Annotated in this window: 19 protein-coding genes, 4 tRNA genes and 1 rRNA gene; all 24 read right to left on the reverse strand. The window is 54.9% G+C overall.

Features of this window, described 5'->3' with window-relative positions; genetic code table 11:
* Positions 1 to 8: 8 nt before the first annotated feature.
* Positions 9 to 308: a 50S ribosomal protein L23 gene (gene rplW, locus ACP7EE_RS14990; RefSeq protein WP_002555488.1), complete on the reverse strand. Its 300-nt coding sequence runs from the start codon at positions 306 to 308 to the stop codon at positions 9 to 11.
* A complete protein-coding gene (gene rplD, locus ACP7EE_RS14995; protein WP_150711089.1) occupies positions 305 to 907 on the reverse strand; it encodes a 50S ribosomal protein L4 in 603 nt (200 codons plus the stop codon). Before rplD ends, rplW begins: the two co-directional genes overlap by 4 nt.
* A gap of 12 nt (positions 908 to 919) precedes the next feature.
* A complete protein-coding gene (gene rplC / locus ACP7EE_RS15000; protein WP_003186059.1) occupies positions 920 to 1,555 on the reverse strand; it encodes a 50S ribosomal protein L3 in 636 nt (211 codons plus the stop codon).
* Positions 1,556 to 1,635: 80 nt separating this feature from the next.
* On the reverse strand, positions 1,636 to 1,947 hold the full coding sequence (gene rpsJ, locus ACP7EE_RS15005; RefSeq protein WP_003186070.1) for a 30S ribosomal protein S10: 312 nt from the start codon (positions 1,945 to 1,947) through the stop codon (positions 1,636 to 1,638).
* A gap of 157 nt (positions 1,948 to 2,104) precedes the next feature.
* The gene (gene tuf / locus ACP7EE_RS15010) at positions 2,105 to 3,298 is read right to left on the reverse strand and encodes an elongation factor Tu (protein ID WP_420648608.1); all 1,194 of its coding nucleotides are present in this window, start codon (positions 3,296 to 3,298) and stop codon (positions 2,105 to 2,107) included.
* A gap of 31 nt (positions 3,299 to 3,329) precedes the next feature.
* Entirely contained in the window at positions 3,330 to 5,435 is a 2,106-nt protein-coding gene (gene fusA, locus ACP7EE_RS15015) for an elongation factor G (RefSeq protein ID WP_420648609.1), read from the reverse strand.
* Positions 5,436 to 5,465: 30 nt separating this feature from the next.
* Positions 5,466 to 5,939 (reverse strand): 30S ribosomal protein S7, encoded by a 474-nt coding sequence (gene rpsG / locus ACP7EE_RS15020; RefSeq protein ID WP_420648610.1) that lies wholly within the window; start codon positions 5,937 to 5,939, stop codon positions 5,466 to 5,468.
* Between the two features lie 107 nt (positions 5,940 to 6,046).
* Positions 6,047 to 6,418 carry a 30S ribosomal protein S12 gene (rpsL, locus tag ACP7EE_RS15025; protein ID WP_003186084.1) on the reverse strand — a complete coding sequence of 124 codons (372 nt, stop codon included), beginning with the start codon at positions 6,416 to 6,418 and terminating at the stop codon, positions 6,047 to 6,049.
* A gap of 216 nt (positions 6,419 to 6,634) precedes the next feature.
* A complete protein-coding gene (gene rpoC, locus ACP7EE_RS15030) occupies positions 6,635 to 10,834 on the reverse strand; it encodes a DNA-directed RNA polymerase subunit beta' (RefSeq protein WP_420648611.1) in 4,200 nt (1,399 codons plus the stop codon).
* Between the two features lie 64 nt (positions 10,835 to 10,898).
* On the reverse strand, positions 10,899 to 14,972 hold the full coding sequence (gene rpoB, locus ACP7EE_RS15035) for a DNA-directed RNA polymerase subunit beta (RefSeq protein ID WP_420648612.1): 4,074 nt from the start codon (positions 14,970 to 14,972) through the stop codon (positions 10,899 to 10,901).
* Between the two features lie 220 nt (positions 14,973 to 15,192).
* On the reverse strand, positions 15,193 to 15,558 hold the full coding sequence (rplL, locus tag ACP7EE_RS15040; RefSeq protein WP_426235042.1) for a 50S ribosomal protein L7/L12: 366 nt from the start codon (positions 15,556 to 15,558) through the stop codon (positions 15,193 to 15,195).
* A 78-nt stretch (positions 15,559 to 15,636) separates the two neighbouring features.
* Entirely contained in the window at positions 15,637 to 16,137 is a 501-nt protein-coding gene (gene rplJ / locus ACP7EE_RS15045; RefSeq protein WP_420648613.1) for a 50S ribosomal protein L10, read from the reverse strand.
* Positions 16,138 to 16,333: 196 nt separating this feature from the next.
* The gene (gene rplA / locus ACP7EE_RS15050; protein WP_420648614.1) at positions 16,334 to 17,029 is read right to left on the reverse strand and encodes a 50S ribosomal protein L1; all 696 of its coding nucleotides are present in this window, start codon (positions 17,027 to 17,029) and stop codon (positions 16,334 to 16,336) included.
* Positions 17,029 to 17,460, reverse strand: coding sequence for a 50S ribosomal protein L11 (gene rplK, locus ACP7EE_RS15055; RefSeq protein WP_037017696.1), 432 nt, complete (start codon positions 17,458 to 17,460; stop codon positions 17,029 to 17,031). Before rplK ends, rplA begins: the two co-directional genes overlap by 1 nt.
* 117 nt (positions 17,461 to 17,577) lie before the next feature.
* Positions 17,578 to 18,111, reverse strand: coding sequence for a transcription termination/antitermination protein NusG (nusG, locus tag ACP7EE_RS15060; RefSeq protein WP_007916492.1), 534 nt, complete (start codon positions 18,109 to 18,111; stop codon positions 17,578 to 17,580).
* A gap of 9 nt (positions 18,112 to 18,120) precedes the next feature.
* The gene (gene secE / locus ACP7EE_RS15065; RefSeq protein WP_420648615.1) at positions 18,121 to 18,489 is read right to left on the reverse strand and encodes a preprotein translocase subunit SecE; all 369 of its coding nucleotides are present in this window, start codon (positions 18,487 to 18,489) and stop codon (positions 18,121 to 18,123) included.
* A 45-nt stretch (positions 18,490 to 18,534) separates the two neighbouring features.
* Positions 18,535 to 18,610 (reverse strand) — tRNA-Trp (locus ACP7EE_RS15070).
* Between the two features lie 53 nt (positions 18,611 to 18,663).
* Positions 18,664 to 19,857, reverse strand: coding sequence for an elongation factor Tu (gene tuf / locus ACP7EE_RS15075; protein WP_420648616.1), 1,194 nt, complete (start codon positions 19,855 to 19,857; stop codon positions 18,664 to 18,666).
* 84 nt (positions 19,858 to 19,941) lie between these two features.
* Positions 19,942 to 20,017 (reverse strand) — tRNA-Thr (locus tag ACP7EE_RS15080).
* Between the two features lie 26 nt (positions 20,018 to 20,043).
* Positions 20,044 to 20,117 (reverse strand) — tRNA-Gly (locus ACP7EE_RS15085).
* A 25-nt stretch (positions 20,118 to 20,142) separates the two neighbouring features.
* Positions 20,143 to 20,227: transfer RNA gene (locus ACP7EE_RS15090), tRNA-Tyr, on the reverse strand.
* 143 nt (positions 20,228 to 20,370) lie between these two features.
* Positions 20,371 to 20,805 (reverse strand): hypothetical protein, encoded by a 435-nt coding sequence (locus tag ACP7EE_RS15095; protein ID WP_420648617.1) that lies wholly within the window; start codon positions 20,803 to 20,805, stop codon positions 20,371 to 20,373.
* 144 nt (positions 20,806 to 20,949) lie between these two features.
* Positions 20,950 to 21,903, reverse strand: a complete 954-nt coding sequence (gene birA / locus ACP7EE_RS15100) for a bifunctional biotin--[acetyl-CoA-carboxylase] ligase/biotin operon repressor BirA (RefSeq protein WP_426235043.1) — start codon at positions 21,901 to 21,903, stop codon at positions 20,950 to 20,952.
* Between the two features lie 132 nt (positions 21,904 to 22,035).
* Positions 22,036 to 22,151, reverse strand: a 5S ribosomal RNA gene (gene rrf, locus ACP7EE_RS15105).
* Between the last annotated feature and the right edge of the window lies 1 nt (position 22,152).

The raw sequence follows: 22,152 nt of genomic DNA on the forward strand, positions 1-22,152 counted from the left end.
CCCCTTCCTTACTCAGCACTGCTGCTGAAATCGAGATCTTGGCCTGGCTGAAGGGAGATAACTGCCTTCTTCCAGTCATTACGCTTGCCCAGACCGCGAGCTGTGCGCTTGCTTTTACCCAGAACGTTCAGGGTAGTAACACGCTCAACTTTCACGCTGAACAGGCTTTCGACGGCCTTCTTGATTTCCAGCTTGGTTGCGTCAGTTGCAACCTTGAAAACGAACTGGCCTTTCTTGTCAGCCAGAACCGTAGCCTTCTCGGAAACGTGCGGGCCAAGCAGAACTTTAAATACGCGTTCCTGGTTCATCCCAGCAGCTCCTCGAATTTCTTCACGGCCGACACGGTGATCAACACCTTGTCGTATGCGATCAGACTAACTGGATCGGAACCTTGCACGTCACGTACATCAACGTGTGGCAGGTTGCGAGCAGCCAGGTACAGGTTCTGATCAACAGCGTCGGACACGATCAGAACGTCGGTCAGACTCATGTTGTTCAGTTTGCCCAGCAGGTCTTTGGTTTTCGGCGACTCAACGGCGAAATCCTGAACCACGACCAGACGATCAGTACGCACCAGCTCAGCAAGGATGGAACGCATTGCTGCGCGATACATCTTCTTGTTCAGCTTCTGGGAGTGATCCTGTGGACGAGCTGCGAAAGTGGTACCGCCGCCGCGCCAGATTGGGCTACGGATAGTACCGGCACGAGCACGGCCAGTACCTTTCTGACGCCAAGGGCGCTTACCGCCACCACGAACGTCGGAACGGGTCTTTTGCTGCTTGCTACCCTGACGGCCGCCGGCCATGTAGGCCACGACTGCTTGGTGAACCAGCGTCTCATTGAACTCGCCGCCAAACGTCAGTTCGGAAACTTCGATCGCTTGAGCGTCATTTACATTTAATTGCATGTCAGCTTCCCCTTAACCGCGAGCCTTGGCTGCCGGACGTACAACCAGGTTGCCGCCAGTAGCGCCAGGAACAGCACCCTTGACCAACAACAGATTGCGTTCAGCGTCCACGCGCACTACTTCCAGGGACTGCACGGTCACGCGCTCAGCGCCCATATGACCGGACATTTTTTTGCCCTTGAATACACGACCAGGAGTCTGGCACTGGCCGATAGAGCCCGGGACGCGGTGGGACACGGAGTTACCGTGGGTATTATCTTGCCCGCGGAAGTTCCAACGCTTGATCGTACCCTGGAAGCCTTTACCTTTGGACTGACCAGTTACATCAACCAGTTGACCAGCAGCGAAGATTTCAGCGTTGATCAGATCGCCAGCCTGGTACTCGCCTTCTTCAAGGCGGAACTCCATGACGGTACGACCAGCGGCAACGTTCGCCTTAGCGAAGTGGCCAGCCTGAGCAGCTGTTACACGGGAAGCACGACGCTCGCCGACAGTGACTTGCACTGCACGATAGCCATCGGTCTCTTCAGTTTTGAACTGGGTGACGCGATTCGGCTCGATCTCAATGACCGTAACCGGAATGGAGACACCTTCTTCGGTGAAAATACGGGTCATACCGCATTTACGACCGACTACACCAATAGTCATGTTGTAAACCTCATGAGTGTACGGGGCTTTCACCCGCTATGGCCGCCCATTTCAGAGCGTTACACGACTAAGACCGAGTCTTAGCCGAGGCTGATCTGCACTTCCACACCGGCCGCAAGATCAAGCTTCATAAGCGCATCAACGGTTTTATCCGTTGGCTGGACGATGTCCAGAACGCGCTTATGAGTACGGATCTCGTACTGGTCACGCGCGTCTTTGTTGACGTGCGGGGAGACCAGAACGGTGAACCGCTCTTTACGGGTAGGCAGTGGAATTGGACCACGCACTTGAGCACCAGTACGTTTCGCGGTTTCCACGATTTCCTGGGTGGATTGGTCGATCAGGCGATGGTCAAAGGCCTTCAACCTGATACGGATTTGCTGATTTTGCATTGGATTTCAGACTCCGGCTGCTATTCCCACCGAGCGCAATACGCCCGTTAAAAGGAGGCGCAATTCTATAGACGCCCCGAATAGGTGTCAACCCAATAAAAAAAGCCCCCGCTAAGCGGAGGCTTTCTTCAACTCATCATTACTAACTCAAAAAGAGTTAGGCGATGATTTTGGCTACGACGCCAGCGCCGACGGTACGACCGCCTTCACGAATAGCGAAACGCAGACCGTCTTCCATTGCGATGGTCTTGATCAGGGTGACAACCATTTTGATGTTGTCGCCTGGCATTACCATTTCAACGCCTTCCGGCAGTTCGCAGTTACCGGTCACGTCAGTGGTCCGGAAGTAGAACTGTGGACGGTAGCCTTTGAAGAACGGAGTGTGACGACCGCCTTCTTCTTTGCTCAACACGTACACTTCAGCTTCGAAGGTAGTGTGCGGCTTAACCGAACCTGGCTTGACCAGAACCTGGCCACGCTCTACGTCGTCACGCTTGGTGCCGCGCAGCAGCACGCCGCAGTTCTCGCCAGCACGACCTTCGTCGAGCAGCTTACGGAACATTTCAACACCGGTGCAGGTGGTGACGGTAGTGTCACGCAGACCAACGATTTCCAGTGGATCCTGAACCTTGACGATACCGCGCTCGATACGGCCAGTTACAACAGTACCGCGACCGGAGATCGAGAATACGTCTTCGATTGGCATCAGGAACGGCTTGTCGATAACACGAACTGGATCTGGAATGTAGCTGTCCAGAGTCTCAACCAGTTTACGAACGGCAGTGGTGCCCATTTCGTTGTCGTCTTTGCCTTCCAGAGCCATACGAGCCGAACCGATGATGATCGGAGTGTCGTCGCCTGGGAAGTCATAGGTGGACAGCAGGTCGCGAACTTCCATCTCAACCAGTTCCAGCAGCTCAGCGTCGTCTACCAGGTCAGCCTTGTTCAGGAAGACCACGATGTACGGAACGCCAACCTGGCGGGACAGCAGGATGTGCTCACGGGTTTGTGGCATCGGACCATCAGCGGCCGAGCAAACCAGGATTGCGCCGTCCATCTGGGCAGCACCGGTGATCATGTTCTTCACATAGTCAGCGTGACCTGGGCAGTCAACGTGAGCGTAGTGACGGATCAGCGAGTTGTATTCAACGTGCGCGGTGTTGATGGTGATACCACGAGCTTTCTCTTCTGGTGCGCTGTCGATCTTGTCGAAGTCAACGATTGCCGAACCGAAAACTTCGGAGCAAACGCGAGTCAGAGCAGCAGTCAGAGTGGTTTTACCGTGGTCAACGTGACCGATGGTGCCAACGTTGACGTGCGGTAGGGAACGATCAAATTTTTCTTTAGCCACGACAATTAACTCCTAGCCTAAAGGGGCTGAATCAGCCTTGTTTTTTGGTAACAGACTCGACGATGTGCGACGGGGCTGTATCGTATTTTTTGAATTCCATAGAGTAGCTTGCGCGACCCTGAGACATGGAACGAACGTCGGTCGCGTAACCGAACATTTCACCCAGCGGAACTTCCGCGCGGATTACTTTGCCGGAGACCGTGTCTTCCATACCCTGGATCATGCCGCGACGACGGTTAAGGTCGCCCATCACATCACCCATATAGTCTTCAGGCGTAACAACCTCTACCGCCATGATCGGCTCGAGCAACTCACCACCACCCTTCTGGGCCAGTTGCTTGGTCGCCATGGAAGCAGCCACTTTAAACGCCATCTCGTTGGAGTCGACGTCGTGGTAAGAACCATCGAACACGGTAGCCTTCAGGCCGATCAGCGGATAGCCGGCAACTACGCCGTTCTTCATCTGCTCTTCGATACCCTTCTGGATAGCCGGGATGTATTCCTTAGGAACCACACCACCTACTACTTCGTTCACGAATTGCAGACCTTCCTGACCTTCGTCAGCAGGAGCAAAACGGATCCAGCAGTGACCGAACTGGCCACGACCGCCGGACTGACGAACGAACTTGCCTTCGATTTCGCAGTTCTTCGTGATGCGCTCACGATAGGAAACCTGAGGCTTGCCGATGTTGGCTTCGACGTTGAACTCACGGCGCATCCGGTCAACCAGGATGTCCAGGTGCAGCTCGCCCATGCCGGAGATGATCGTTTGACCAGTCTCTTCATCAGTTTTAACGCGGAAAGATGGATCTTCCTGAGCAAGCTTGCCCAGAGCGATACCCATTTTTTCCTGGTCATCCTTGGTCTTAGGCTCTACGGCAACCGAAATAACCGGCTCCGGGAAGTCCATACGAACGAGGATGATTGGCTTGTCAGCGTTGCACAAGGTTTCACCAGTGGTGACGTCCTTCATGCCGATCAGGGCCGCGATGTCGCCAGCGCGTACTTCCTTGATCTCTTCACGGGCGTTTGCGTGCATTTGCACCATACGACCCACGCGCTCTTTCTTGCCTTTAACCGAGTTGATCACGCCGTCGCCGGAGTTCAACACGCCCGAGTAAACACGGACGAAGGTCAAAGTACCCACGAATGGGTCGGTAGCGATCTTGAACGCCAGAGCCGAGAACGGCTCCGCATCGTCTGCATGACGCTCCAGCTCGATTTCCTCGTTATCAGGGTCAGTACCCTTGATAGCAGGAATGTCGGTTGGCGCAGGCAGGTAGTCGATAACGGCGTCGAGAACCAGGGGAACACCCTTGTTCTTGAAGGAAGAACCGCAAACAGCCAAGACGATTTCGCCAGCGATAGTACGCTGACGCAGAGCGGCCTTGATTTCCTCGATGGTGAGTTCTTCACCTTCAAGGTACTTGTTCATCAGGTCTTCATTGGCTTCGGCAGCAGCCTGAACCATGTTGTCGCGCCATTCGGCAGCCAATTCCTGCATATCTTCAGGAACAGGCTTACGAACAGGAACCATACCCTTGTCGGAATCGTTCCAGTACACAGCTTCCATGTTGATCAGATCGATCTGACCCTGGAAGTTGTCTTCTGCACCGATAGCCAACTGGATTGGCACTGGCGTGTGACCCAGACGCTTTTTGATCTGTTCGATCACGCGCAGGAAGTTCGCACCAGCACGGTCCATCTTGTTTACGTAAACAAGACGTGGAACGCCGTATTTGTTGGCTTGACGCCATACGGTTTCCGACTGAGGCTCAACACCCGAAGTACCGCAGAACACAACGACCGCGCCGTCGAGTACGCGCAGGGAACGTTCAACTTCAATAGTGAAGTCTACGTGGCCCGGGGTATCGATTACGTTGAAGCGATGCTCGTCTTTGTACTGCTTGGCAGAACCTTTCCAGAAGGCGGTAATGGCAGCAGAAGTAATGGTAATACCACGCTCCTGCTCCTGAACCATCCAGTCTGTGGTCGCGGCGCCGTCATGCACCTCGCCCATTTTGTGACTTTTGCCGGTGTAAAAAAGGACGCGCTCGGTGGTGGTGGTTTTACCAGCATCCACGTGAGCGACGATACCGATGTTACGGTAGCGACTAATCGGAGTAGTACGAGCCATAAAGCCCTCGCAAAATTAGTGAAGCTAAAATTAGAAGCGGTAGTGCGAGAAAGCTTTGTTGGCTTCTGCCATACGGTGCACGTCTTCACGCTTCTTAACAGCAGCACCTTTACCTTCAGCAGCATCCAGCAGCTCGCCAGCCAAGCGCAGAGCCATAGACTTCTCGCCACGCTTACGTGCGAAGTCTACCAACCAGCGCATTGCCAGAGCGTTACGACGGGACGGACGAACTTCGACCGGAACCTGGTAAGTAGCACCACCAACGCGGCGCGACTTCACTTCGACCAGCGGAGCGATGGCGTCGAGTGCTTTCTCGAAGAGTTCCAGGGGATCGGAGCCGACCTTACGGGCCGCAACGGTTTCCAGGGCACCATAAACGATACGCTCGGCAACGGCTTTCTTGCCGCTTTCCATAACGTGGTTCATGAATTTGGCGAGGATCTGGCTTCCGTATTTCGGATCGTCCAGAATCTCACGCTTTGCTGCTACGCGACGTCTTGGCATGATAAGCCCTCAAGCGGTCTTCAGGTTAGCTCGGGACAGATCCAGAGGATGCGTGCCCGACCTTACTCTTATCGACTCAATAAAATAGAAATCTGCAAAACGACCGATTACTTCGGACGCTTGGTACCGTACTTCGAACGACCTTGGTTACGACCTTTGACGCCGGAAGTATCCAGGGAGCCGCGAACGGTGTGGTAACGAACACCTGGCAAGTCTTTTACACGACCGCCGCGGATCAGTACCACGCTGTGCTCTTGCAGGTTGTGGCCTTCACCGCCGATGTACGAGGAAACCTCGAAACCGTTGGTCAGACGCACACGGCATACTTTACGCAGTGCCGAGTTAGGTTTTTTCGGCGTGGTGGTGTACACACGGGTGCACACGCCACGACGTTGCGGGCAGTTCTGCAGCGCAGGCACGTCGGATTTCTCGACGATACGCTTACGCGGCTGACGTACCAGCTGGTTGATAGTTGCCATCTACTAGCTCCACTGTTGTCTTGCGACGCTATTGTCTTGCAAGAAAAGCAAAATGGCAGGAACGAATTCCCGCCAAATTTAGGGGTACAAGAGTCTAAAGAGGATCTTGGCCCCAGTCAAGGCAAGGCCCCGACCTCACCACTCATCGAACCTCGACAAATTGTCTCGATTCGATGAACGGTGCGATCAGGGCCTTACGCTCATTTATCGCAGAACTCAGTTACCGCTCGAGTTCAGCGCTTCGGTCAGTGCAGCTTCCACTTCACTGGCGCTTACGCGCAACGGCTTGTCTGCTTCACGGCGACGCTTGCGCTCGCTGTGATATGCCAAACCGGTACCAGCCGGGATCAGACGACCCACGACCACGTTTTCTTTCAGGCCGCGCAAGTAGTCGCGCTTGCCGGTGACTGCCGCTTCGGTCAGTACTCGAGTGGTTTCCTGGAAGGAAGCCGCCGAGATGAACGATTCGGTGGACAACGACGCCTTGGTGATACCCAGCAGTACACGAGTGAACTTGGAAACGAATTTCTCGTCGCCCGCCAGACGCTCGTTCTCTACCAGTACGTGAGTCAATTCCATCTGGTCGCCCTTGATGAAAGTGGAATCGCCGGATTCAGCGATTTCAACTTTACGCAGCATCTGACGCAGGATGGTCTCGATGTGCTTATCGTTGATCTTCACGCCCTGCAGACGGTAAACGTCCTGGATCTCGTTAACGATGTACTTGGCCAGCGCACTCACACCCAGCAGACGCAGGATGTCGTGTGGATCGCTCGGGCCGTCGGAGATAACTTCGCCGCGGTTTACCTGTTCGCCTTCGAACACGTTCAGGTGACGCCACTTCGGAATCAGCTCTTCATACGGATCGCTACCGTCGTTCGGGGTAATGACCAGACGGCGCTTGCCTTTGGTCTCTTTACCGAACGCGATGGTGCCGCTGACTTCAGCCAGAATCGACGCTTCTTTCGGACGACGAGCTTCGAACAAGTCGGCAACACGCGGCAGACCACCGGTGATGTCTCGAGTTTTCGAGGTCTCTTGCGGGATACGAGCGATAACATCACCGATCGCGATCTTCGCACCATCCGCTACACCGACCAGGGCGTTGGCTGGCAGGAAGTACTGAGCGATAACGTCAGTGCCCGGCAGCAACAGATCCTTGCCGTTGTCGTCGACCATCTTCACGGCAGGACGGATGTCTTTACCGGCAGCTGGACGATCTTTGGCGTCGAGTACTTCAATGTTGGTCATACCGGTCAATTCGTCAGTCTGACGCTTGATCGTGATGCCTTCTTCCATGCCCACGTAGGTCACGGTACCTTTCATTTCGGTAACGATTGGGTGAGTGTGCGGATCCCACTTGGCCACGATTGCGCCAGCGTCGACCTTGTCACCTTCTTTAACCGAAATCACAGCACCGTACGGCAGCTTGTAACGCTCGCGCTCACGACCGTAGTCATCAGCGATTGCCAGCTCACCGGAACGGGACACAGCAACCAGATGGCCATCCACTCGCTCAACGTGTTTCAGGTTGTGCAGACGGACGGTACCGCCATTCTTCACCTGAACGCTGTCGGCTGCGGAGGTCCGGCTTGCCGCACCACCGATGTGGAACGTACGCATGGTCAGCTGGGTACCCGGCTCACCGATGGACTGGGCAGCGATAACGCCGACCGCTTCACCGATGTTCACCTGGTGACCACGAGCCAAGTCACGGCCGTAGCACTTGGCGCAAATGCCGTAGCGGGTTTCGCAGCTGATCGGCGAGCGAACAATCACTTCGTCGATGCTGTTGAGTTCGATGAACTCGACCCACTTCTCGTCTACCAGAGTGCCGGCAGGAACGATGATGTCCTCGGTACCTGGCTTGAATACGTCACGGGCGATTACTCGACCCAGTACGCGCTCACCCAACGGCTCTACAACGTCACCGCCTTCAATGTGCGGAGTCATCAGCAGACCGTGTTCGGTACCGCAATCGATCTCGGTCACGACCAGATCCTGCGCCACGTCTACCAGACGACGAGTCAGGTAACCGGAGTTCGCAGTTTTCAACGCGGTATCCGCCAGACCTTTACGAGCACCGTGAGTCGAGATGAAGTACTGAAGTACGCTCAAACCTTCACGGAAGTTCGCAGTAATCGGCGTTTCGATGATGGAACCGTCCGGCTTGGCCATCAGACCACGCATACCGGCCAGCTGACGAATCTGTGCTGCGGAACCCCGCGCACCCGAGTCAGCCATCATGTACATCGAGTTGAACGACTCTTGGTCGACTTCGACGCCGTGACGGTCGATGACTTTCTCTTTCGAGAGGTTGGCCATCATCGCCTTGGAAACTTCGTCGTTCGCTTTCGACCAAAGGTCGATCACTTTGTTGTACTTCTCGCCCTGGGTTACCAGGCCGGAGGCGTACTGGCTCTCGATCTCTTTCACTTCGTCGGTGGCAGCACCGATGATGCGGGCTTTCTCATCCGGGATAACGAAGTCGTTAACACCGATGGAAACGCCGGAAATGGTCGAATAAGCAAAACCGGTGTACATCAACTGGTCAGCGAAGATCACGGTCTCTTTCAAACCAACCACGCGGTAGCACTGGTTGATCAGCTTGGAGATCGCCTTTTTCTTCATCGGCAAGTTGACGACGTCGTACGACAGACCTTTTGGCACAACTTGATACAGCAACGCACGGCCGACAGTGGTGTCGACGATACGAGTGCCGCTCACGCTGCCACCATCACGGTCGTTGACGGTTTCGTTGATCCGCACTTTGACCTTGGCGTGCAGTGCGGCTTCGCCGGCACGGAACACACGGTCAACTTCCTGCAGATCCGCGAACACACGACCTTCGCCTTTGGCGTTGATCGCTTCACGAGTCATGTAGTACAGACCCAATACAACGTCCTGCGACGGAACGATGATTGGCTCACCGTTGGCTGGCGACAGGATGTTGTTGGTCGACATCATCAACGCACGCGCTTCGAGCTGGGCTTCCAGCGTCAGCGGTACGTGCACGGCCATTTGGTCGCCGTCGAAGTCGGCGTTGTACGCGGCGCAGACCAGCGGGTGCAGCTGAATAGCCTTACCTTCGATCAGTACCGGTTCAAACGCCTGGATACCCAGACGGTGAAGGGTCGGTGCACGGTTGAGGAGAACCGGGTGTTCACGGATCACTTCAGCGAGAACGTCCCAAACCTCTGGCAGTTCGCGCTCGACCATTTTCTTGGCGGCTTTGATGGTAGTCGCGAGACCACGCATTTCCAGCTTGCCGAAAATGAACGGTTTGAACAGCTCGAGAGCCATCTTCTTCGGCAGACCGCACTGATGCAGACGCAGAGTCGGGCCTACGGTAATTACCGAACGACCGGAGTAGTCAACACGCTTACCGAGCAAGTTCTGACGGAAACGACCCTGCTTACCCTTGATCATGTCAGCCAAAGATTTCAGAGGACGCTTGTTCGAACCGGTGATAGCGCGGCCACGACGACCGTTGTCGAGCAGTGCATCGACAGCTTCCTGCAACATACGCTTTTCGTTGCGCACGATGATGTCCGGAGCGGACAGATCAAGCAGACGCTTCAAGCGGTTGTTACGGTTGATCACTCGACGATACAGATCGTTGAGGTCGGAAGTCGCGAAGCGACCGCCATCCAGCGGGACCAGTGGACGCAGATCTGGCGGCAGAACCGGCAGAACGGTCAGCACCATCCACTCTGGAAGGTTGCCGGAACCCTGGAAGGCTTCCATCAACTTCAGACGCTTTGACAGCTTCTTGATTTTGGTTTCGGAGTTGGTTTGCGGAATTTCTTCGCGCAGACGGCCAATCTCGTGCTCCAGGTCGATAGCGTGCAGCAATTCGCGGACAGCTTCAGCACCCATGCGGGCGTCGAAATCATCACCGAACTCTTCCAGCGCTTCGAAGTACTGCTCGTCGTTCAGCAGCTGACCTTTTTCAAGGGTGGTCATGCCTGGGTCGATAACGACATAGCTCTCGAAGTAGAGAACGCGTTCGATATCACGCAGGGTCATGTCCATCAGCAAGCCGATACGCGACGGCAGCGATTTCAGGAACCAGATGTGGGCAACTGGCGAGGCCAGTTCGATGTGCGCCATGCGCTCACGACGAACTTTTGCCAGCGCGACTTCAACGCCGCACTTCTCGCAGATCACACCACGGTGCTTCAAGCGCTTGTACTTACCGCACAGGCACTCGTAATCCTTTACCGGGCCAAAGATCTTGGCGCAGAACAGGCCGTCACGCTCAGGTTTGAACGTACGGTAGTTGATCGTTTCCGGCTTTTTAACTTCGCCGAACGACCAAGAGCGGATCATCTCAGGCGATGCCAATCCAATACGGATGGCGTCGAACTCTTCGACTTGACCCTGGTTTTTCAGCAAATTCAGTAGGTCTTTCAAGGCCTTTCCTCCTGGCGGAGCAGAGAGCGGGCAATCCTGCCCCGCTCTCGATTCGCGTCACGTGTTATTCGGTTTCCAGATCGATATCGATGCCGAGGGAACGAATTTCCTTGATCAACACGTTGAAAGACTCGGGCATGCCCGGCTCCATACGGTGATCGCCATCCACGATGTTTTTGTACATCTTGGTACGGCCGTTCACATCGTCCGACTTCACTGTGAGCATTTCTTGCAGAGTGTAAGCGGCACCGTATGCTTCCAGTGCCCAGACCTCCATCTCCCCGAAACGCTGACCACCGAACTGTGCCTTACCACCCAGCGGCTGCTGGGTAACCAGGCTGTACGAACCGGTAGAACGAGCGTGCATCTTGTCGTCTACCAAGTGGTTCAGCTTCAGCATGTACATGTAGCCAACAGTAACCGGGCGCTCGAACTTGTTGCCGGTACGGCCGTCGGTCAGCTGCATCTGGCCGCTTTCTGGCAGGTCTGCCAGTTTCAGCATGGCCTTGATTTCGCTTTCCTTGGCGCCGTCGAACACTGGGGTGGCCATTGGAACACCGCCACGCAGGTTCTTCGCCAGATCGAGGATTTCCTGATCAGAGAAGCTGTCCAGGTCTTCGTTACGACCGCCGATCTGGTTGTAGATCTCGTCCAGGAAAGTACGCAGTTCAGCGACTTTACGCTGCTCTTCGATCATCCGGTTGATCTTCTCGCCCAGACCTTTAGCCGCGAGGCCAAGGTGGGTTTCAAGGATCTGACCAACGTTCATACGCGAAGGTACGCCCAACGGGTTGAGGACGACGTCGACCGGGGTGCCATTGGCATCGTGCGGCATGTCTTCAACCGGCATGATCACGGAGACCACACCCTTGTTACCGTGACGACCGGCCATCTTGTCGCCCGGCTGGATGCGACGACGGATTGCCAGGTAAACCTTGACGATTTTCAGCACGCCTGGAGCCAGGTCATCGCCCTGCTGCAGTTTGCGCTTCTTGTCTTCGAACTTGTCGTCCAGCAGACGGCGACGATCAACGATGTAGGCCTGAGCCTTCTCGAGCTGCTCGTTCAGAGCATCTTCAGCCATGCGCAGTTTGAACCACTGACCATGCTCAAGACCGTCGAGTACTTCGTCGGTGATGTCCTGACCTTTCTTCAGACCAGCGCCGCCTTCAGCCTTGTGGCCTACCAGAGCGGAACGCAAACGTTCGAAAGTCGCGCCTTCAACGATACGGAACTCTTCGTTCAGATCCTTGCGGATCTCGTCGAGCTGAGTCTTCTCGATCGACAGTGCACGAGCATCACGCTCAACGCCGTCACGGGTGAAGACCTGTACGTCGATGACAGTACCTTTGGTACCGGTCGGTACGCGCAGGGAAGTGTCTTTAACGTCGCTGGCTTTTTCACCGAAGATTGCACGCAACAGCTTCTCTTCCGGAGTCAGTTGGGTCTCGCCTTTCGGAGTGACCTTACCAACCAGGATGTCGCCCGCGCCAACTTCAGCACCTACATAAACGATACCGGCTTCGTCCAGTTTGTTCAGTGCAGCTTCACCGACGTTCGGGATGTCTGCAGTGATCTCTTCAGGCCCAAGCTTGGTGTCACGCGCCACACAGGTCAGTTCCTGAATGTGGATCGTGGTGAAGCGGTCTTCCTGAACCACACGCTCGGACAGGCAGATGGAGTCTTCGAAGTTGAAGCCGTTCCACGCCATGAACGCGATGCGCATGTTCTGACCCAGTGCCAGCTCACCCATATCGGTGGACGGACCGTCGGCCATGATGTCGTTACGCTGAACGCGATCACCCTTGCTCACCAGCGGACGCTGGTTGATGCAGGTGTTCTGGTTCGAACGGGTGTATTTGGTCAGGTTGTAGATGTCGACACCAGCTTCACCGGTTTCAACTTCGTCATCAGCAACACGAACCACGATACGGCTGGCGTCAACAGAGTCAATCACGCCGCCACGACGAGCAACGACGCAAACGCCGGAGTCACGAGCTACGTTACGCTCCATGCCGGTACCTACCAGCGGCTTGTCAGCGCGCAGGGTTGGTACAGCTTGACGCTGCATGTTGGAACCCATCAACGCACGGTTGGCGTCATCGTGCTCCAGGAACGGGATCAGCGACGCGGCAACCGAAACTACCTGCTTCGGCGAAACGTCCATCAAGGTGACGTCTTCCGGCGCCTTGACGGTGAACTCGTTCAAGTGACGAACAGCTACCAGTTCGTCGATCAGGACTTTCTTGTCGTTCATCGTGGCCGAAGCCTGAGCGATCACGTGATCAGCTTCTTCGATGGCGGACAGGAATACGATCTCGTCGGTGACCAGAGCGTCTTTCACCACACGGTACGGGCTCTCGAGGAAACCATACTGGTTGGTGCGCGCATAGGCCGCCAGGGAGTTGATCAGACCGATGTTCGGACCTTCCGGCGTTTCAATCGGGCAAACACGACCGTAGTGAGTCGGGTGTACGTCACGGACTTCGAAGCCTGCGCGCTCACGAGTCAGACCGCCAGGGCCGAGTGCAGAGACACGACGCTTGTGGGTGATCTCGGACAGCGGGTTGTTCTGGTCCATGAACTGCGAGAGCTGGCTGGAACCGAAGAACTCTTTCACCGCCGCAGCCACTGGCTTGGCGTTGATCAGGTCTTGCGGCATCAGGCCTTCGCTTTCTGCCATCGACAGACGCTCTTTGACCGCACGCTCAACACGTACCAGGCCAACGCGGAACTGGTTCTCGGCCATTTCGCCTACGCAGCGAACACGACGGTTACCCAGGTGGTCGATGTCATCGACGATGCCTTTACCGTTACGGATGTCGACCAGAGTCTTCAGTACCGCGACGATGTCTTCCTTGCACAGCACGCCCGAACCTTCGATCTCGGTACGACCGATACGACGGTTGAACTTCATCCGGCCGACCGCAGACAGGTCATAGCGCTCAGGGCTGAAGAACAGGTTGTTGAACAGGGTCTCGGCAGCGTCTTTGGTTGGCGGCTCGCCTGGACGCATCATGCGATAGATCTCGACCAGCGCTTCCAATTGGTTGCTGGTGGAGTCGATCTTCAGAGTGTCGGAGACGAACGGACCGCAGTCGATGTCGTTGGTATACAGGGTCTCGATGCGAACAACCTGAGCCTTGGCGATTTTCGCCAGGATCTCGGTGTTCAGCTCGGTGTTGCACTCAGCCAGGATTTCGCCAGTGGCCGGGTGAACGATAACCTTGGCGGTTGTGCGGCCCAGAACGTAGTCCAGAGGCACTTCCAGCGATTTGATACCGGCCTTCTCGATCTGGTTGATGTGGCGCGCAGTAATACGGCGGCCAGCTTCAACAATCACCTTGCCGTTTTCATCCTGGATATCCAGGACGGCAATCTCGCCGCGCAGACGCGAAGCGATCAGTTCCAGCTTGAGGGTCTCGCCACTCAGGCTGAATACGTTGGTGGTGTAGAACGCGTCCAGCACTTCTTCAGTGGTATAGCCGAGCGCGCGCAGCAGTACCGATGCCGGCAGCTTGCGACGACGGTCGATACGCACGAATACGCAGTCTTTCGGGTCGAACTCGAAGTCCAACCACGAACCGCGGTAAGGAATGATGCGCGCGGAGTACAGCAGTTTGCCGGAGCTATGCGTCTTGCCGCGGTCGTGGTCGAAGAACACGCCCGGGGAACGGTGCAGCTGGGAAACGATTACACGCTCGGTACCGTTGATTACGAAGGTACCGTTCTCAGTCATCAGGGGAATTTCACCCATGTAGACTTCTTGCTCTTTGATGTCCTTGATCGCTTTGTTCGACGATTCTTTGTCGAAAATGATCAGGCGCACTTTTACCCGCAAAGGTACGGCGTAAGTCACACCGCGCAATACGCATTCTTTGACATCAAATGCCGGTTCGCCCAGGCGATAACCGACGTACTCCAGCGCAGCATTGCCGGAGTAGCTGATGATCGGGAAAACGGATTTGAAGGCCGCATGCAGGCCCACGTCGCGGAACTGATCTTTAGTCGCTCCCGCTTGCAAGAATTCACGATACGAATCCAGCTGGATGGCCAGGAGGTAAGGCACATCCATGACGTCCGGCAACTTGCTAAAGTCCTTGCGGATACGTTTTTTCTCAGTATATGAGTAAGCCATCAGCGTTCCCCAGCTTGGTCACCTGCTTGTTTGGCCCCTCCCGACGGGAGCAGCCAGAAAATCGTGCAAACCCCATGGTTTGCTCCACCGCATCGGGTGGTTACAGCTCGTTATCAGCACCGACCCAGTCGGCTGCCAATAACGGAAAAAGGCCGGTGGCAAGAGCCACCAGCCATCAGCCTTTCGCTTGACGCTCGGGCTGGAGGAGCAAAGTCGATACTTATTTCAGCTCGACTTTAGCGCCTGCTTCTTCCAGCTTCTTCTTGGCGTCTTCAGCAGCGTCTTTCGAAACGCCTTCAGCTACAACCGAAGGAGCGGAGTCTACTTTCTCTTTGGCTTCTTTCAGGCCCAGACCGGTCAGTTCACGAACTGCCTTGATCACGTTTACTTTCTTCTCGCCAGCTTCCAGCAGAACAACGTTGAACTCGGTTTGCTCTTCAACAACAGCGGCAGCAGCAGCTGGACCAGCAGAAGCAGCGGCAGCGGATACGCCGAACTTCTCTTCCATTGCCTTGATCAGTTCAACGATTTCCAGAACCGATTTTTCGCCGATTGCGTCGATGATTTGTTCGTTAGTCAGAGACATGACTTATTTCCTGAATTGGGGGACAGCCTGCAGGCCATCGAAATAAACAAAAATACGCGAAAGAGGAAACGCTCAGCCTTAGGCTGCAGCTGCTTCTTTCTGGTCGCGAAGTGCCGCCAGAGTACGAGCCAATTTGCTGGTAGCGCCTTGAATCACGCTCATCAGCTGGGAAATTGCTTCGTCACGGGTCGGCAGGCTTGCCAGCACGTCGATCTGATTAGCTGCGAGGAACTTGCCCTCGAACGCAGCTGCCTTGATCTCGAACTTATCCTGACCTTTGGCGAACTCTTTGAACAAACGGGCAGCAGCGCCAGGATGTTCGTTGGAGAATGCAATCAAGGTCGGGCCAGTGAACACGTCGTTGAGAACACTGTATTCAGTGTCTGCAACGGCGCGCTTGAGCAGGGTGTTACGTACAACACGTACGTAAACGCCAGCTTCACGAGCCTCTTTACGGAGTCCGGTCATTGCGCCTACTGTTACGCCACGGGCATCAGCCACAACAGCGGACAGAGCGACTTTGGCAGCCTCGTTGACTTCAGCGACGATGGCCTTCTTGTCTTCGAGATAAATTGCCACGGGTTAACTCCTGCTTGTTACCGTTTCATTCGATCGAAACCGAATGTCGTTTTGGTGTCTGATTCGGTAAGGAACCGGGAGCACCATCTGCGTAGGCTTGTGGTTTAAGACTTGCGTCGCCTACGGTCTTGGACAGCCCCCGCCAGGCAGGGACCCCAATCTTTCAATTGGCGCGATCACTCGCGCCAATTTTGTCTTACGCGTCCAGCGAACCTTGGTCGATGACCAGACCCGGGCCCATAGTGGTGCTCAGGGTAACGCGCTTGACGTAAATGCCTTTCGAGGAAGCTGGCTTGATACGCTTCAAATCAGCGATCAGGGCTTCAACGTTTTCCTTCAGTTGAACAGCGTCGAAACCGACCTTGCCAACGGAAGTGTGGATGATGCCGTTTTTGTCGGTGCGATAACGAACCTGACCAGCCTTGGCGTTTTTAACCGCGGTAGCTACGTCTGGAGTCACGGTGCCGACTTTCGGGTTAGGCATCAGACCACGTGGACCGAGGATCTGGCCCAACTGACCTACAACGCGCATGGCATCCGGGGATGCGATAACTACGTCATAGTTCAGGTCGCCGCCTTTCATTTCGGCAGCCAGGTCGTCCATACCAACACGGTCAGCGCCGGCAGCCAGAGCGGCTTCAGCAGCTGGACCCTGGGTGAACACAGCAACGCGAACGGTCTTGCCAGTGCCGTGCGGCAGCACAGTAGCGCTACGAACAACCTGGTCAGATTTACGCGGGTCTACGCCCAGGTTTACAGCTACGTCGAACGACTCGCTGAACTTGACAGTCGACAGCTCGGCCAACAGAGCGGCAGCGTCTACAAAGTTGTAGGACTTGCCTGCTTCGATTTTGCCGGCGATAGCCTTTTGACGCTTGGTCAGCTTAGCCATTACACACCCTCCACGTTAAGGCCCATGCTACGAGCAGAACCGGCGATAGTACGCACGGCTGCATCCATATCAGCTGCAGTCAGATCCGCGTTTTTGGCTTTCGCGATTTCTTCCAGCTGAGCACGGGTAACAGTGCCAACCTTAACGGTGTTCGGACGAGCGGAACCGCTAGTCAGACCAGCCGCCTTCTTCAGCAGAACCGAAGCAGGGGTGGATTTGGTTTCGAAAGTGAAGCTACGGTCGCTGTAGACAGTGATGATCACTGGAGTCGGCAGACCTGGCTCAATACCCTGAGTACGGGCGTTGAAAGCCTTGCAGAATTCCATGATGTTCACGCCGTGTTGACCCAGTGCAGGACCAACAGGTGGGCTTGGGTTAGCCTGAGCGGCCTTCACTTGCAGCTTGATGTAAGCGGTAATCTTCTTGGCCATGAGGCACTCCAATTACGGGTTCGATCGCCTCGAAAGGCTCCCCGGTTACTTGCGCGTTTATCCCAGTGACGACAAAACCCCACAGCCTAGGGCTGCGGGGTTGGGATGCTTTGTCAGTTAGACCTTTTCGACCTGACTGAACTCCAACTCTACCGGAGTAGAGCGACCGAAAATGAGCACCGCCACTTGGATCCGGCTCTTTTCGTAGTTAACTTCTTCGACAACGCCGTTGAAATCAGCAAACGGACCGTCATTGACACGAACAGTCTCACCTGGCTCGAACAACGTCTTCGGCTTCGGCTTGTCGCTACCATCAGCAACACGACGCAGAATCGCTTCCGCTTCTTTATCAGTGATTGGCGCAGGCTTGTCGGCGGTACCGCCGATAAAACCCATAACCCGAGGAGTATCCTTGACCAAGTGCCAAGTACCCTCATTCATGTCCATCTGAACCAGCACATAGCCTGGGAAGAACTTGCGTTCGCTTTTGCGTTTCTGGCCATTACGCATTTCAACCACTTCTTCAGTGGGAACCAGAATTTCGCCAAAGCCGTCTTCCATGCCAGCCAGCTTTACACGCTCAACCAAAGAGCGCATGACATGCTTCTCGTAACCCGAGTAAGCATGCACAACGTACCAACGCTTAGCCACGGGACACCCTTAGCCAACAATCAAGGAGACAAGCCAGCCGAGCAGGGAATCAAGACCCCACAACAGCAACGCCATAACCAGAACAACAGCCACCACAATGAGAGTGGTCTGCGTGGTTTCTTGGCGAGTTGGCCATACGACTTTACGAATCTCGGTGCGAGCTTCCTTAGCGAGTACAAAGAAAGACTTGCCCTTCGCCGTCTGCAAGCCTACAAAGGCAGCAACAGCAGCAATGGCAAGCAATGCGAGTACACGATACAGGATCGGCGAAGCGGCATAATACTGATTGCCAACCACACCAACAATCACCAAAGCGACTACTACAAGCCACTTGAGCAGATCGAAGCGAGAGCCTTGAGCTTCAGCTTTAGGAGTCATCTATGAAGATCCTGTGAAAAGAAAGCCAGACACACCGAGTGAATCTGGCAGGTCAGGAGGGAATCGAACCCCCAACCTACGGTTTTGGAGACCGTCGCTCTGCCAATTGAGCTACTGACCTAAAACAAAATCAGGCCGACCATTATGCCGGCCCGAAAAATACATTACAACCAATTACTCGATGATCTTTGCCACTACGCCGGCGCCGACGGTACGACCGCCTTCACGGATAGCGAAACGCAGACCGTCTTCCATTGCGATGGTCTTGATCAGGGTGACAACCATTTTGATGTTGTCGCCTGGCATTACCATTTCAACGCCTTCCGGCAGTTCGCAGTTACCGGTCACGTCAGTGGTCCGGAAATAGAACTGTGGACGGTAGCCTTTGAAGAACGGAGTGTGACGACCGCCTTCTTCTTTGCTCAACACGTACACTTCAGCTTCGAACTTGGTGTGCGGCTTGACCGAACCCGGCTTAACCAGAACCTGGCCACGCTCTACGTCGTCACGCTTGGTGCCGCGCAACAGTACACCGCAGTTCTCGCCAGCACGACCTTCGTCGAGCAGCTTACGGAACATTTCAACACCGGTGCAGGTGGTGACAGTAGTGTCACGCAGACCAACGATTTCCAGTGGATCCTGAACCTTGACGATACCGCGCTCGATACGACCAGTTACAACAGTACCGCGACCGGAGATCGAGAATACGTCTTCGATTGGCATCAGGAACGGCTTGTCGATAACACGAACCGGATCTGGAATGTAGCTGTCCAGAGTCTCAACCAGTTTACGAACGGCAGTGGTGCCCATTTCGTTGTCGTCTTTGCCTTCCAGAGCCATACGAGCCGAACCGATGATGATCGGAGTGTCGTCGCCCGGGAAGTCATAGGTGGACAGCAGGTCGCGAACTTCCATCTCAACCAGTTCCAGCAGCTCAGCGTCGTCTACCAGGTCAGCCTTGTTCAGGAAGACCACGATGTACGGAACGCCAACCTGGCGGGACAGCAGGATGTGCTCACGGGTTTGTGGCATCGGACCATCAGCGGCCGAGCAAACCAGGATTGCGCCGTCCATCTGGGCAGCACCGGTGATCATGTTCTTCACATAGTCAGCGTGACCCGGGCAGTCAACGTGAGCGTAGTGACGGATCAACGAGTTATATTCAACGTGCGCAGTATTAATGGTGATGCCGCGAGCTTTCTCTTCCGGGGCGCTGTCGATCTTGTCGAAATCAACGATTGCCGAACCGAAAACCTCGGAGCAAACGCGAGTCAGAGCAGCAGTCAGAGTGGTTTTACCGTGGTCAACGTGACCAATGGTCCCAACGTTGACGTGCGGTAGGGAACGATCAAACTTTTCCTTAGCCATCGATAACACCCCTAACAGAAGAATTAAGCAAACAACAAAAGCCATTAAAACAAAGGCAGATATTTTCATATCTGCCTTGTTATATGGAGCTCTTGAGCGGATTTGAACCGCTGACCTCACCCTTACCAAGGGTGTGCTCTACCAACTGAGCTACAAGAGCGTAAAACTTTGCACAACCTGCAAACTTGGAGCGGGTAGCGGGAATCGAACCCGCATCATCAGCTTGGAAGGCTGAGGTTCTACCACTAAACTATACCCGCAGAGCTTGCAGCTCACGCTAAAATCTGGTGGAGGGAGAAGGATTCGAACCTTCGAAGTCGTAGACGTCAGATTTACAGTCTGATCCCTTTGGCCGCTCGGGAACCCCTCCTAATCAGGCCGGCATTCTATATCATGCCAAACCTTTGTCAAGCATTTTCTCATTTAAAAACCTGAGGTTAGCTGCATTGACATCACCCTGCAGCATCAACCCTTTAGGGTCTTCGCTGTGGAGCGGGCGCCATTCTATGCAAACTATTCAGCAGGTGCAACCCCCTCGCACTGCATTATTTTATGTTTTAACTCATTGAATTCGTTGGAAAGGTTTTTCAGCTGTGCATCACCGAGCAATCGCTGGCTTTCAGGCGCAACGCTCAGCCAGAAACCGGGTTCCGGCAGATCTTTTTGCCCCACTTGAACCTTGACCCCCATTTCGGCCAAACGCACCTCAAGCGCCTGCGCGGATTCCGGACGAGCAAATCCTCCAAGGTAAAAGCACTGCCCTTTTGCCGAGATTGTCTTTTCTTTCTCCCGAGATCCGTCAGTCTCACTCAGCAGCCGGATATCCTGCTGAGAGCCTCGATAAAGACTCAGCGGCGTTACATCCTTCGCACGCAATGGAGCCTCCTGCTGGTGCCAGACGTAATAGAAGACATTGAGAACGAGCAACAGCAAAAACAACCAACGCATAACAACCTCAGAACAAAGTGCACGCCATCGCCAGATCAACGAATACCAAGCCAGGGGATAGCTCAGCTTGCGGAACAACATATGGAACCAACTCCGGATTCCGACCGGGAATCGACACGGAGAGATAATTACCCAAGCTTAAGCTCAGGAATCATCTCGCAACCTCAAGCTGAGCTCACCACCACTAAAAACTTTTTCCACGCCATCGACCTCCAGGCGCAGCGCGCCCTGGTTATCTATGCCTTGTACCACACCATCTATACGGGTAACGCCGGCAATCAGGGAAACCGGCTGCCCTTGCCACAGGTGAGCACTTTCCCACTCATCGCGCAGAGTAGAAAAGCCGCTGGCCTGATGACGCGCCAGATAGACCCGCAACTGTCGACTGAGCTCAGCCACAATATCGTTTCGATCGCTCCGCCTGCCCGACTCTAGCAACAACGACGTCCACTGCTGATCGACCTCTTCAGTAGACTGCATGTTCACGTTGATACCCACGCCTAGCACCACGTGACACACGTCTGCCGGATCGCCCACCAACTCTAACAAGATACCCGCAATTTTCTTGGGCCCGACCAGTACATCATTAGGCCATTTCAATCCCAAGCCTTGGACGCCTTGCTCACGGAGCGCCTGCATGACAGCCAGGCCTACGACAAGACTGAGACCCTCGAGCTGCCGCATGCCCCCGTCAATCCGCAAGACAAGACTGTAATAGATGTTTTCGGCGAAAGGACTGACCCATTTTCGCCCTCGCCTCCCGCGGCCGGAGACCTGACGCTCAGCCAAAACAAGAAAAGGCGCAGGCTGCCCCCGATCAACTGCCCGCAGAGCTTCAGCGTTGGTCGAGTCGACCGAGTCGAGGACAGTAATAGGCCAATCTGGCGCCCCCCTGCCCATTTGAACAGAATCAAGTAGCGCCAGGGGCGAAGCCAACTGATAGCCCCGACCACGAACCTTATGAATTGACAGTCCGAGCTCAGCCTCCATGTGCTGGAGCTGCTTCCAAACCGCACTTCGACTGATGCCCAAGGCAGCACCTAAAGTCTCGCCAGAATGAAATCGACCATCTTTGAGAAGATTCAACAACGTCAACATGCAGATCTCGCCTCAAAATTAGGCCGGAATAATAGCCAAGCACTGGACCGTTGCATAGAAATCAAGCAGAGAGCTTTTTCGCGGCCAAAACAAAACCCCAACTGCTTTCGCAATTGGGGTTTTGGAATTTAATCTTGACGATGACCTACTCTCACATGGGGAAACCCCACACTACCATCGGCGATGCATCGTTTCACTGCTGAGTTCGGGATGGGATCAGGTGGTTCCAATGCTCTATGGTCGTCAAGA

The organism is Pseudomonas sp. TWP3-2, assembly GCF_049897765.1.
Classification (GTDB): Bacteria; Pseudomonadota; Gammaproteobacteria; order Pseudomonadales; family Pseudomonadaceae; genus Aquipseudomonas.

Bases quoted from the DNA above. Each gene is read 5' to 3' on its own strand.
- rplW (WP_002555488.1), bottom strand. From the start codon at position 308: ATGAACCAGGAACGCGTATTTAAAGTTCTGCTTGGCCCGCACGTTTCC.
- rplD (WP_150711089.1), bottom strand. From the start codon at position 907: ATGCAATTAAATGTAAATGACGCTCAAGCGATCGAAGTTTCCGAACTG.
- rplC (WP_003186059.1), bottom strand. From the start codon at position 1,555: ATGACTATTGGTGTAGTCGGTCGTAAATGCGGTATGACCCGTATTTTC.
- rpsJ (WP_003186070.1), bottom strand. From the start codon at position 1,947: ATGCAAAATCAGCAAATCCGTATCAGGTTGAAGGCCTTTGACCATCGC.
- fusA (WP_420648609.1), bottom strand. From the start codon at position 5,435: ATGGCTCGTACTACTCCGATTAGTCGCTACCGTAACATCGGTATCGTC.
- rpsG (WP_420648610.1), bottom strand. From the start codon at position 5,939: ATGCCAAGACGTCGCGTAGCAGCAAAGCGTGAGATTCTGGACGATCCG.
- rpsL (WP_003186084.1), bottom strand. From the start codon at position 6,418: ATGGCAACTATCAACCAGCTGGTACGTCAGCCGCGTAAGCGTATCGTC.
- rpoB (WP_420648612.1), bottom strand. From the start codon at position 14,972: ATGGCTTACTCATATACTGAGAAAAAACGTATCCGCAAGGACTTTAGC.
- rplL (WP_426235042.1), bottom strand. From the start codon at position 15,558: ATGTCTCTGACTAACGAACAAATCATCGACGCAATCGGCGAAAAATCG.
- rplA (WP_420648614.1), bottom strand. From the start codon at position 17,029: ATGGCTAAGCTGACCAAGCGTCAAAAGGCTATCGCCGGCAAAATCGAA.
- rplK (WP_037017696.1), bottom strand. From the start codon at position 17,460: ATGGCCAAGAAGATTACCGCTTACATCAAGCTGCAAGTGAAGGCCGCT.
- secE (WP_420648615.1), bottom strand. From the start codon at position 18,489: ATGACTCCTAAAGCTGAAGCTCAAGGCTCTCGCTTCGATCTGCTCAAG.
- tuf (WP_420648616.1), bottom strand. From the start codon at position 19,857: ATGGCTAAGGAAAAGTTTGATCGTTCCCTACCGCACGTCAACGTTGGG.
- ACP7EE_RS15095 (WP_420648617.1), bottom strand. From the start codon at position 20,805: ATGCGTTGGTTGTTTTTGCTGTTGCTCGTTCTCAATGTCTTCTATTAC.
- birA (WP_426235043.1), bottom strand. From the start codon at position 21,903: ATGTTGACGTTGTTGAATCTTCTCAAAGATGGTCGATTTCATTCTGGC.